The 12,097-nt window shown below is 54.3% G+C and carries 10 protein-coding genes and 1 pseudogene; 2 read left to right on the top strand and 9 right to left on the bottom strand.

Annotation, left to right across the window (positions count from 1 at the left end; translation table 11 throughout):
* Positions 1-772 precede the first annotated feature (772 nt).
* The 9 genes and pseudogenes from OUO13_RS07620 to OUO13_RS07580 all read right to left on the bottom strand — a co-directional run bounded on the left by OUO13_RS07620 (position 773) and on the right by OUO13_RS07580 (position 9,612).
* Positions 773-1,273, bottom strand: coding sequence for an ATP-binding cassette domain-containing protein (locus tag OUO13_RS07620; protein WP_283173271.1), 501 nt, complete (start codon positions 1,271-1,273; stop codon positions 773-775).
* A 149-nt stretch (positions 1,274-1,422) separates the two neighbouring features.
* Positions 1,423-1,828, bottom strand: a pseudogene (locus OUO13_RS07615) (transposase domain-containing protein); the annotation flags it as partial.
* Between the two features lie 118 nt (positions 1,829-1,946).
* A complete protein-coding gene (locus tag OUO13_RS07610) occupies positions 1,947-2,897 on the bottom strand; it encodes a substrate-binding domain-containing protein (RefSeq protein WP_283173270.1) in 951 nt (316 codons plus the stop codon).
* A gap of 113 nt (positions 2,898-3,010) precedes the next feature.
* Positions 3,011-4,144, bottom strand: coding sequence for an ABC transporter ATP-binding protein (locus tag OUO13_RS07605; protein WP_283173269.1), 1,134 nt, complete (start codon positions 4,142-4,144; stop codon positions 3,011-3,013).
* A gap of 51 nt (positions 4,145-4,195) precedes the next feature.
* The gene (locus OUO13_RS07600; RefSeq protein ID WP_283173268.1) at positions 4,196-5,851 is read right to left on the bottom strand and encodes an alpha-glucosidase; all 1,656 of its coding nucleotides are present in this window, start codon (positions 5,849-5,851) and stop codon (positions 4,196-4,198) included.
* Positions 5,852-6,005: 154 nt separating this feature from the next.
* Complete coding sequence (locus OUO13_RS07595) at positions 6,006-6,845, bottom strand: carbohydrate ABC transporter permease (RefSeq protein ID WP_283173267.1); 840 nt, start codon at positions 6,843-6,845, stop codon at positions 6,006-6,008.
* Positions 6,842-7,792, bottom strand: coding sequence for a carbohydrate ABC transporter permease (locus tag OUO13_RS07590; RefSeq protein WP_283173300.1), 951 nt, complete (start codon positions 7,790-7,792; stop codon positions 6,842-6,844). Before OUO13_RS07590 ends, OUO13_RS07595 begins: the two co-directional genes overlap by 4 nt.
* A gap of 32 nt (positions 7,793-7,824) precedes the next feature.
* Positions 7,825-9,078 carry an ABC transporter substrate-binding protein gene (locus OUO13_RS07585; protein ID WP_283173266.1) on the bottom strand — a complete coding sequence of 418 codons (1,254 nt, stop codon included), beginning with the start codon at positions 9,076-9,078 and terminating at the stop codon, positions 7,825-7,827.
* A gap of 246 nt (positions 9,079-9,324) precedes the next feature.
* The gene (locus tag OUO13_RS07580) at positions 9,325-9,612 is read right to left on the bottom strand and encodes a hypothetical protein (RefSeq protein ID WP_283173265.1); all 288 of its coding nucleotides are present in this window, start codon (positions 9,610-9,612) and stop codon (positions 9,325-9,327) included.
* On the opposite strand from OUO13_RS07580, the gene OUO13_RS07575 reads away from it, so the two are divergent.
* Together OUO13_RS07575 and OUO13_RS07570 are read left to right on the top strand one after the other, a co-directional pair.
* Positions 9,599-11,002 (top strand): carbohydrate porin, encoded by a 1,404-nt coding sequence (locus OUO13_RS07575; RefSeq protein WP_283173264.1) that lies wholly within the window; start codon positions 9,599-9,601, stop codon positions 11,000-11,002. The genes OUO13_RS07580 and OUO13_RS07575 overlap by 14 nt on opposite strands.
* A 113-nt stretch (positions 11,003-11,115) precedes the next feature.
* A complete protein-coding gene (locus OUO13_RS07570; protein WP_283173263.1) occupies positions 11,116-12,093 on the top strand; it encodes a carbohydrate kinase family protein in 978 nt (325 codons plus the stop codon).
* Positions 12,094-12,097: the final 4 nt, after the last annotated feature.

Below are 12,097 nucleotides of genomic sequence, written 5' to 3'. Positions count from 1 at the left end.
TCTGACGTCTGACGTCTGACGTCTGACGAACAGCATCCACCCACACACCGCTTTAACCCAGCGTAGCTGGCCACCAATTGCCCATTGGGCGAGCCGGGATTCGCACCGAGGCCCGACCCGGCCGAGGCATGGATGCCCCGCCAGACCCGTTGGCACAGGGACGTGCCATCGGGTCGGGGTCGAAACGGCCGAGTGGGTGAATTCCGGATTCACGAGCCCAGCGGGCAAAAGCAGGGGGAGGCCCGCCCGGCCGGGGGACAAGGTCCCCCAAGAGGGCAAGCAGCCAGGCCAATTAACAAACCGAGTAGCCGCGAAGCGCCAGACGCCAGACGCCAGACGCCAGACGCCAGACGCCAGACGCCAGACGCCAGACGCCAGACGCCAGACGAACAGCATCCACCCACACACCGCTTTAACCCAGCGCAGCTGGCTGCCGAATGCCCATTGGGCGAGCCGGGATTCACACCGAGGCCCGACCCGGCCGGGGCATGGATGCCCCGCCAGACCCGTTGGCACAGGGACGTGCCATCGGGTCGGGGTCGAAACGGCCGAGTGGGTGAATTCCGGATTCACGAGCCCAGCGGGCAAAAGCAGGGGGAGGCCCGCCCGGCCGGGTGACAAGGTCCCCCAAGAGGGCAAGCGGCGTGGCCAATTAACAAGCCGAGTAGCCCCAGACGCCAGACCAAAAAAAGCCCGCACTCCTGAGCAAGAAGGCGGGCAAGACTGGTGAGATAAGTCATTGGCGGGTAACCCCCGCCGGGGTATCAGAACATCAGGCGCGGTCGAGACGCGCACCTGTCTGTGGATCAAAAAACACCGCCAGGCTCATATCCAGCATCAGATCGGTGATTTCACCCGGCTTGACGCCAAAACGCGGGCCAACGCGGCAGTCAACCTGTTCGCCATTCAGCTCAGACACCAGCATGGTGTCGGCACCGGTTGGTTCGGTCACCAGCACTTTCAACTGCAGATGACTAATCAGCGGTTCCTGTTCCTTGTGCTGCAGTGGTTCGGTGATCTTTTCCGGACGCAGGCCCAGAATCACATCCTTGCCACTCATGCTGGCCAGCGCCCGTGGATTCGGAACCGGCAGGTACTGCACCCTGCCGAAGGCATCCTGTACTTCGGCCATGATTTCAGTGCCCTTGCCAACCAGACGGCACGGGATGAAGTTCATCGCCGGAGACCCCATAAAGCCCGCCACAAACTGGTTGGCCGGGTTGTCGTAGATTTCCTGCGGGGTGCCGAACTGCTGGACGATGCCGTCTTTCATCACGGCGATCCGATCGGCAGTGAAGTCAGCAACACCTTCTCTTTGCCGTTGGTGATATAACGGATTTCTCGTGCCTGCCATACAGCAGGAAGTTCCGGGTGTTTCTTTCGGGCTTGCAGGGAGACCGTCATCTCGATCAATCGGTCATCCGCGCCATCGACCGCCATGACTTGCAGCCCGTGCCAATCATCACCGCTGTGGCGTTCCTTTGCCCAGACCTCGCCGGTCTGCCGGAACAGCCATTCGACCGGGTCGGCACCCAGTCGCTTACGGGCTTCAGTGATGCCGCTACGCGCCAGCAGGCTGTCTGAAACCAGTCCTTCGGCGCACAGATTCAGGCGCCGAGCCACTTCATGAACAGGTTCGTTCACGGAATAGTGCCATACCCAGAACCAGCCAGAGCATTTGTTCAGAGGGAAGGCGTCGACGTCGAATGGTGGCTTTGTTGCTTAATCGCAGCGCCGACTCAATCTCTTCAACGGGGATGTTCTGGGTAAAGGTACTCAGATCAGAGAAGTTAAAGAGTTCGTCGAGGTCGAGGAGATCTTGCTGAATGGACATAAAAAATCCGATGTCATGGTCTGACATCGGAATTTCCTGATACTGATCAGATGAGCAAATCGCTTAAGTGAACAGCATTGCCGGGACTTTATTGTTGCGGCCTTCAAATCACTCAGGGACAACTTTCCCGCACCACCAGTTCGGTCAATACTTCCTGGGGTTCGGATTGCAGCCCCAGAAACAGCCGAGCCGCCTGACGCCCCTTGTCAGAGCTACGCTGATGTACCGTTGTCAGTGATGGACTGATCACGCTGGCCTCCGGTATATCGTCAAAACCCACCAGCCGTAACCTGTCCGGTATCAAAATACCCAGTTCCTGGGCAACCATAATCGCCCCCTGGGCAATACGATCACTCATACACAAAAGCAGATCCGGTTGTGGATAACTCATCAAGGCCTCACGAGCGGCCTGTTGGGCATGGCGCAAACTGTTAACCGGGATATTCCATATCCAGTTATTTCCCAGCGTCAGGTCATGTTCCGCAAGGGCCTGCATATAGCCACGCAAACGCTGAATCGATACCGAGGCATCTTCGTCCAGCAGGTCATCCTCATTGATGCGGCAAACCCGGTCGGTATCAATCAATCGCAACCCGAGGATGGCAACTTGCTCTGGTTGCCGCTGCAAGGCATGACGGGCACTCTCCAGTGCGCCTTCATAGTTGCTGACATGCACCGCCGGAAACGTCTCACACTGGAAATCAACCGTCACGACCGGCTTGTTTTGCTGAAAGATACGCGCCAGCACACCAGGATCACCCGGCGCACCATAAATAATGAAACCGTCCACCATACTATCCGGGATGTTGGCGGCTCGACCATCCGCACTGGTGGCACTGGAAAGCAGTAACATATGAATCTGTTGCTCATCAAACTCATGGGCAACCCCCTGCAGGAATTCGCTGGCAACCGGGTCGGTCATGCTATAGGTGAGGTTATCCGACAGCACGATACCGACAATGCCAGAACGGCCGGTTCGCAAGCTGCGAGCCGTGCCATTGGGGCCGTAATAACCAAGACGCTGGCATTCACTGAGAATGTGTCGGCGCAGTCCCGCCGACAACTGATCCGGCCGGTTAAATGCATTTGAAATCGTAGCTGTTGATACCTCCAACAGCTTCGATATGTCTTTGAGTGTCAGCTTTTTTTGTTGAACGATCATGAGTTTCTGGCAATTCAGATAGATTCAGCCAAGGCGCTCTCCGGGTGGTCGTGTAAAACCCTGGGATAGCTGATCCCCTGCTGATTAAACAGATGACAGGCGTCAGCTTCAAACAGCACACCAGCCCGCTCGCCGACCATTGGCAATTGCTGGCCGCTGTGGCGAATCACTAACGGCTCAGCATCCGCATGGTACATGAGATAGACAAAGCGCTCATTACCCAGATACTCCACATTCACTATTTCACCATCAATCTGTCCAGCTGCCGGAGTGGTCAACTGCATGTGCTCAGGACGAATACCAAGGGTGACAGAATCACCTTTAATGACCCCTTGCACAGGCACAGGAGAAATATCAATTGAAGTACCGGATTGCAGCGCCAGTGACAGCAAATCGCCATTAACGGCATCCACCGAGCTTGAGAGCAGGTTCATATTGGGGGAGCCTATAAATCCTGCAACAAAAGTGGTCGCCGGATGTTCATACAACTCATAAGGCGTTCCGACCTGCTCGATCCGCCCGGCATTCAGCACCACGATTTTGCTGGCCAGAGTCATGGCCTCGACCTGATCATGGGTTACGTAAATGATGGTCGACTTCAGACGACGGTGCAGTTTGGCGATTTCCATACGCATCTGGACCCGCAACGACGCATCCAGGTTCGACAAGGGTTCGTCGAACAACATCACTCTGGGCTCACGAGCAATCGCACGTCCCATCGCCACCCGTTGGCGCTGCCCGCCGGAAAGCTCCCGAGGCTTGCGTTCCAGCAACGGTTCGAGCTGCAAAATTCGGGCGGTACTGGCCACCCGCTCTTCTATTGTCTGGGACGACTCCCGTGACAACTGCAAACCGAAAGCAATATTGTCGCGTACTGTCATATGTGGATATAACGCATATGACTGGAAAACCATACCAATGCCGCGTTCCTTGGGCGCCAGATCAATAACATCCTGACCACCAATCAGCAGGTCACCATTGTTGACCTCTTCCAGCCCGGCAATGACCCGTAATAACGTCGACTTACCACAACCCGAAGGCCCGACAAAAACAACAAACTCGCCGTCCTCAATGTCGAGATCAATATTTCTGAGAATATGAGCCGAGCCAAAATGCTTATTTATTTTTTTCAGAGTGACGCTGGCCATAGAATTGGATCCTCTAGCTTGAAGGGAGCGATGTACCGCTCCCTTCAGGGATTAAAGTTCGATAAACAGAGCCTGCAATGCCGGAACATGCAGAGTATTGCCTTCAACAGTACCAGTCATGGCTGGCAGGCGAATCACCCTGGCACTTTCCAGCAAATCCGGCAGCTCACAGGCAACCGCTGTATTGCTGAGATTGACAGCCACCAGCAGCGTCTGTTGTGGACACTGGCGCAGCCAGCACACCAGGCGGTTACCGGTATCCAGAACCTGAATTGATCCGGACACCAGCGCCGGTTGTTGCTTGCGCCAATGCAGCAAGGCTCGCGTACGCATCAGTACCGAATCGGGATCACGCTCTTGCGCTTCCACACTCAAGGCCAGATGGCGATCATCCACGGGCAACCAGGGTTCTACCGGAGAAAAACCACCATGCTGCTGCGGCCCCCAAACCATCGGTGTACGACAGCCATCGCGGCCCTTGCACTCAGGCCAGAACGGAATGGCGTAAGGATCCTGCAAACGTTCAAAAGGAACCTCAGCCTCAGGCAAGGCCAACTCCTCACCCTGATAAATACACACAGAACCCCGCATACTGACCAGCATGGCAATAGCCGCCAACGCCAGTTGTTGCTGCGCAGCCCGGCTTGAGGCCAACCCCTGATCACCCCAACGGCTGACACAACGCACCACGTCATGATTGCTCAGCGCCCAGCAAGGCCAGCCATCCCCGACAACCGCTTCAAGATTACGGACAACCCGGTTGATATGCTCAACATCATAGCGCGGCCCAAGTAAATCAAAGGTATAGGCCATATGCAGCTTGTCGCCGCCACTGGTGTATTCCGCCATCCGCTGCAACGGAAAATCATCACCGATTTCCCCAACCGTGGTGCGTTCAGGATATTCATCCAGCAAGCTTCTCAGACGCCGCAGAAACTCCAGGTTTTCCGGTTGACTGATGTCATACAGATGGCGCTGCCAGGAGTAAGGATTATCCTCCTTCACCCCCAGGCTTTTGGGCTGATCGGCAGGTAGCGGCGGGTTATCGCGCAGCAAAGGATCGTGAAAATAGAAATTGGCAGTATCCAGACGGAAGCCATCAACCCCCAGTTCCAGCCAGAAACGGACGCTGTCCAGCAAGGCTTGCTGAACCTCCGGATGGTGCAGATTCAGATCCGGCTGACTGGCCAGGAAATTATGCAGATAATACTGGCGACGCCGACTGTCCCAGGCCCAGGAGCTGCCGCCGAACAGGGATAACCAGTTATTGGGAGGTGTACCATCAGCCTTGGGCTCAGACCACACAAACCAGTCCGATTTGGGATTATCACGACTCTGGCGACTCTCCATAAACCAAGGGTGTTGATCAGAACAATGGCTCAGCACCTGGTCAATGATCACTTTCAGACCCAGTTCATGAGCCCGCTCGACCAGTGTCCGGAAATGCTCGACGGTGCCAAATACCGGTGCAATATCGGTATAGTCGGAAACGTCATAGCCAAAATCCTTCATTGGCGAAGGAAATATCGGCGACAGCCATATCGCATCCACACCCAGTGAGGCGACATAATCCAGTTTCGAGATAATACCCTCAAGATCACCAATACCATCGGCATTGGCATCCATATAGGAACGCGGATATATCTGATAAATTACAGCGCCACGCCACCATTCGGAAAACTGATTTCCGGAAATATTAGAATTCATAAATCAAAACCCAGATTATTTTTTATTCAATACCGTCTGCCAGCCAAGCAGGGCCACCCCTCGAACATATCCAGGGGAAAGTCGGCTCCGGAACACGCAACTGCCCGCCAGATGGCACAATTACAATATTCGGCTGATCAGATAAAACGGATTTTCAACCCTTGACTGCTCCGGCAGTCAGACCAGAGACAATTCGACGCTGAAAGAACAGGACCATGATGACCAGTGGCAACGTCACCAGCACCGAGGCCGCCATAATAATGCCCCAGGGTAATTCATATTGACTGGCACCACTGATCAGAGCGATGGCCACCGGAACAGTCCGCTGGTCGTCAGTGAGCGTAAACGTCAGGGCAAACAGAAACTCATTCCAGGCCGCAATAAATGCCAGCATCCCGGTGGTCACCAATGCAGGCCACAACAATGGCATCATGACCCGGACCAGCGTCATCCAGGGAGTCGCGCCGTCAACGATCGCTGCTTCCTCCAGTTCCTTCGGCAGTTGCTGCATAAAGGTCGTCAGAATCCATACCGTAAATGGCAAGGTAAACAGCATGTAGGAAATCACCAGACCAAACGGGTTGTTGTAGAGCCCCAACATCCGAATGACCTCAAACAACCCTGACAGAACCGCCACCTGAGGAAACATCGAAACCGCCAGAATCACCATCAGAACCGTACTCCGACCGCGAAACTCAAAGCGTCCCAGCGCATAGGAAGCCGTCAATCCCAATAGCAGGGATAAACCGACGACCAGGGTAGAAACCAGAACCGAATTAAACAGGCTGTGAATAAAGGTCTCCTGCCCCAGAATATGCTGGTAATTATCAAAATGGAGCTGATTGACCCAGTAACTGGCCTGGAACAATTCACTGCTGCTTTTGAACGACGTAATAATCGCGTAATAGAACGGAAACAGACAAAAAACCAGAATCAGCACAACCAGCAGGGAGAATCCGGAGCGTGCCAGTATCCGCATGATATTCCTGTTCATTTAACACCTCCGTGATTTGAAGAGCGATTGCTCAGATACATCCAGATCAGGGTCAGCGACATAACGGACAGGAATACCAGCACCGAAGCCGCAGACCCATATCCCACCTGCTGGAATTCGACCAGCTGCTGACGGGCAAATACGGATATTGACATGGTGTCCGAGCTGTTCGACGTCAATACATAAATAACATCGAAAACACGCAGCGCATCCAGTACCCGGAAGGTAACGGCCACCACCAGCGCAGGCATGATGAGCGGCAAAGTTACCCTGAAAAACACCTTGACCGGATGAATACCATCAACCCGTGCCGCTTCATAACAATCCGATGGCAACATTTGCAGGGCCGCCAGAATCAGCAGAGCCATAAAAGGCGTGGTTTTCCAGACGTCCACCACAATCACTGCCCACAGCGACAAATCGGCACTGGCAGTCCACGACAGCGGACTATCAATCAGCGCCAGCGACATCAGGATATGGTTCACGATGCCAAACTGATCGTGCAGCATCCAGCCCCAGATCTTGGCCGACACAATGGTTGGAATAGCCCACGGAATCAGCACAGCAGCACGCACCAGCCCTCGCATGGGAAATTCGGCATTGAGAACCAGGGCGAAGATCATGCCTAACACAAGTTCGAGACTGACCGAAAAAGCGGTAAATGTCAGGGTATTCCAGACTGCCCGCCACCACAGGCCGTCTGCCAGAATGCCGAACCACTCCCCGTCTTCATAGATCAGATAATTCTCCAGCCCGATGAAACTCGCCTGCTCCATATTGGAAAAGGTTGCATCCGTCAGACTAAACCAGATCGTCCGTAGCAACGGCCAACCAGCCACCACCAATAACAGAAGCAGCATCGGCAGCAGAAACACCCAGGCGGCGCGTATTCTGCTGACAACCAGTTTGCTGTGGCGGCGAACCAGCACCGACCCGGTGGACGACATCCCGGACTCATGAATAGGCATGACCTGCTCCATTACTTGTCTTTCATGATGCGAGTGAGTTTACGCTGCAGATCACGGGTAGCCGCAGCTGAATCCGCTGAACCGGACAGCACCGAATGAACGCTGTTAAAGAATGCATTGCTGACCTGGCCATAACGATCACCGGTTACTGTGCTCGGGCGCGGTACGCTGTTGGCAAACACATAATAGAGATCAATGACCTGAGGTACGGTCTCGATAACATCGTCGTCCTGGTACAGGGCCGGAATAGTCGGGTTATAACCGCCTGCAGACTTGATAACACGACGCTTCTGCTCTTCGTAACTGGTCAGATACTGAACCAGATCTGCCGCCAGTGCCGGGTTACGGGTGTATTTCGAAACCGCCAGCTGCCATCCTCCCAGTGTCGAGGCGTGCTGACCGTCGGTACCGCCCATCGGCAAGGCTGCGATACCCACTTTGCCCTTGATCGGACTGTTCTCTGCCTGGGCCAGATTCCAGGCATATGGCCAGCTGCGCATAAAGACCGCATTGCCGCTCTGGAAAACCCCGCGAGCCTCTTCTTCCGCGTAGTTCAGGACGCCTTCCGGCGAGATGGTTTTCACCCAGGATTTGGCCATATCCAGCGCCTTGATCACGCCTGCGTTGGTCACGTCAACCTTGCCAGCGCTATCAATCAAGGTGCCGCCGTTATAACTGTATACCCATTCCAGAGCATCACAGGTCAGCCCTTCGTAGGCCCGCCCTTGCCAGACATAACCCCACATCTGGTCATGTCCGGACTTGCGTTCCTTATCCTGAATCAGGCGTGCCGAAGCCGTCAGCTCCTCCCATGTAACCGGAGTCGACTGCCCGTATTTTTCAAGCAAATCCTTGCGGTAATAAAGCATACCGGCATCCGTAAACCAGGGCAGAGCCGTCAGCTGATTACCGACCTTGAGGTTTTGCAGCATGCCGGGAAAGAACTGCTCAGTGTTCTTGACGTAAGGGGTCAGATCCAGCAAATGACTGGCCAGCATACCAGGCCAGACCACATCAATTTGCAGAACATCCAGATCCTGGGACTTGCTGGTCAACAACTGTTGATACAACGACAGGCGCTCGGTAGATGAGTTTGGCGTTGATACGAGGTTAACCTTGTTGCCGGTTTTGAGAGCCCATTGATCAACTCCCTCCTTGCACAGTTCAAATTCTGCGCCAACGGCACCACAGGAAATCGACAGGGTTTCTGCACCAGCGGCTGATGCCAGCAATGCAATTCCGATAGAAGCGAACAGGTGTTTCATAAGTGCTTACCTTTTTTTTCTTGTTTTGCGTAAGTCTTCTGAATCGTTTCAGAAGTGAAATTATCCTAGGCTTGAAAAATCCGAATTTCAACTGTCACAGAGAAAAAAATACGACGCCAGAAATCTCTGCTCCGGTAGTGCTGAATGCCGTTACCAGTGTCAAACCTGGTCAAAAAACACCCAAAAACTTTGACTGGCTGTCAGTTTTCTATCAAAAAATCCGCTTCTTAATCCTTTAAGAATCTATCAAAAACTGAAATTCTGGCCTATTTCGTTACAAACAAAGACTGGTAATATTTTTTTGTAGCAGAAACCGAAAATTCCATTTGACTTCCACTCTTGTCCAAAACTAATTTTGGAAGCGCCACCTGGAGATACTCTTAAACGTTTAACAAATGTTGTTGCTGCTGAAGAAATTGGAGGAATTTTCAGCACCAACAAAGCAAAACGCTTCGTACTCTTGCCAGCTCCAGGCACACCGGCACATTGACGATAAAAACAAAAACAGAGGTTTTCCAAGATGATCAATCGCACCGGCTTGTATCTGGCTATTGTTGCCAGCCTTGTACCAGCAACGTCCATGGCAGCGGATTCCGACGTAGAAACGCGCCTGCAACAGTTGGAAGCATCAATGCAATCTCTGCAGAAGGCGGCCCCTTCCAGCAGCAATCCAGCGGTAACAGCTACTGCTTCATCGTTCGAGTTTCACGGTTATGCCCGTGCCGGTACCCTGACCGGTAGTGATCAAACCACCCTGTCCGGAGTGGGCCCATACATGACCCCCGTCGGCAAACTTGAAGGCCCGATTGGCCGCCTGGGACTTGAAACCAATACCTATACCGAAGTCCAGTTTGCCAAAAACTTCAAGGGCAGCGATGGCTCCTGGGCGCGTTACAACACCATGATTGCCCAGGGAGCCGATACCAATAACGACTGGAGTGGTGACGGCACCAACCTCAACGTCCGTCAGGCATTTGCCGAAATGGGCAATCTGCCGTCTTTCAAGGGAACCGCCTTTGAAAACGCGGTGTTCTGGGCCGGTAAACGTTTCGACCGCAAAAACTTTGATATCCACTTTTTTGATAGCGACATCATTTTTATGTCCGGCACCGGTGCCGGTTTCTATGATGCGCAGCTGGGCAAGAACTGGAACTCCAGTCTCAATCTGTATGGCCGGGATCTCAACGGCAGCAAAAGCTACATCCTGAACAGCAACAACTACTTCGGCTCATGGCAGGTCATGGTCAACCTGATCAGGGCCAAAGCCAATGACGCCGCTGATACGGGTCTGGCGACCAGTGGTGTTCATGGCCTGCTGGCGTACCACGGCGACAACTTCTATGGTATCGCCGACGGTTTCTCGAAAACCGGAGTACTGGTGGGCAAAGGATTGGGCACACTACTGAAACGCCCGGGCGCCGCTGCCGATTTGCTGGAAGATGCAACCGGCACCCGTTTCTTTACCTACGGTGTCACCGCGCTGTCCGACAACTGGAATATCTCACCCGCTCTGTTTGTTGAAACCAGTTCAGATCGTTTTAACAGTGGCGACAGCTACAGCTGGGCTTCCCTGAACGTTCGCCTGATTAATGAGATCAACCAGAACTTTGAAATCCAGTATGAAAGCACCCTCCAGCATATGGATCTTGACAGCAACATCAGTAGCAATGAGCAGTCGCAGGGTAACGGCAAGGTCTTCAAGTTCACCGTCGCGCCAACCCTCAAGCTCGATACGGACGCAGGCTTCTTTGCACGGCCGGAATTGCGCCTGGTGGCAACCTATATGAAGTGGGGCAAGGACCTGAATACCTACACTTATGACGGATCAACCGAAAGTGGCTTCAATAGTCTTGGCATCACCGGAAGCGATCAGGCTGGCACCAGCAAGATATTTGTCGGTGCTCAAATGGAAACCTGGTTCTAACCGACCTGTTTAATCGCTCGCTGTATTTGGGTTACTTCGGTAACCCTTTTTTATTACCGGGGTTTTCCGGCCGTGGAACCTCCCTTTTTCACTCTGATCTGGCGGACATAATCATGCTGACCACCATCTCCTTTGGCGAAGTCCTGATCGACATGCTGTCCAGTCGCATGGGCACAGACCACCACCGCGACACCGAATCCTTCACCCAATACGCCGGTGGTGCCCCGGCCAACGTCGCGGTGGCGGTGGCCCGTCTCGGCGCCCCTGCCTGCATGGCTGGCAAACTCGGCGATGATATGTTCGGACACTTCCTGCGTGACGAACTGAACAAAGCCGGTGTGGACACCCGTTACCTGCTCAGCACCCGCGAAGCCAACACTGCATTGGCATTTGTCTCACTGGATGACAACGGCGAACGCTCTTTCAGCTTCTACCGCAATCCGTCCGCTGACATGCTGTTCCGCCCGGACGAATTTCAGCCGGAATGGTTTGCCGAACCCGGCCTGTTCCACTTCTGCTCCAACACCCTCACCGCCCCAGCCATTGCCGCAGCGACCCTGGCCGGTGTACAAATGGCTCGCGCTAACGGCTGGCTGATCAGCTTCGATATCAACCTGCGCCACAATCTCTGGCCATCCGGTGCCGCCGAACTGGCCGCTATCTGGCCTCTGATCGCCGCAGCCGATGTGCTGAAGATGAGCAAGGAAGAACTGGAATACCTGTGCGACGGCCATAGTGAAGAAGACACCATCAAACGCCTGTTCGAAGGCCCGGCCCAGGTGCTGCTGGTGACCGATGGCGGCAACCCGCTGCGGATACTGGTACGCAACAACGACGGCCATGAAGAAACCCGCCTGATACCGCCAGCAGTGCAGATGGTCGACAGCACCGGCGCCGGTGATGCCTTTATCGGTGGCTTCCTGTACCAGCTCGCCAGCCACAACATCAGCAGCGCCGAACTGGCTGCATTCAGCCACAACACCGAGGCCCTGCATCAGGCCCTGCGGTTCGCCTCCCGCTGTGGTGGCTACGCCGCCTCCCGCTACGGTGCCTTCGCCGCCATGCCAACCCTCGAAGACGTCAGCGGATAAGACT

Origin of the sequence: Parathalassolituus penaei, from assembly GCF_026626885.1 — a bacterium.
GTDB lineage: Bacteria > Pseudomonadota > Gammaproteobacteria > Pseudomonadales > Oceanobacteraceae > Oceanobacter > Oceanobacter penaei.
This window is presented reverse-complemented; position numbering and strand designations above follow the sequence as displayed.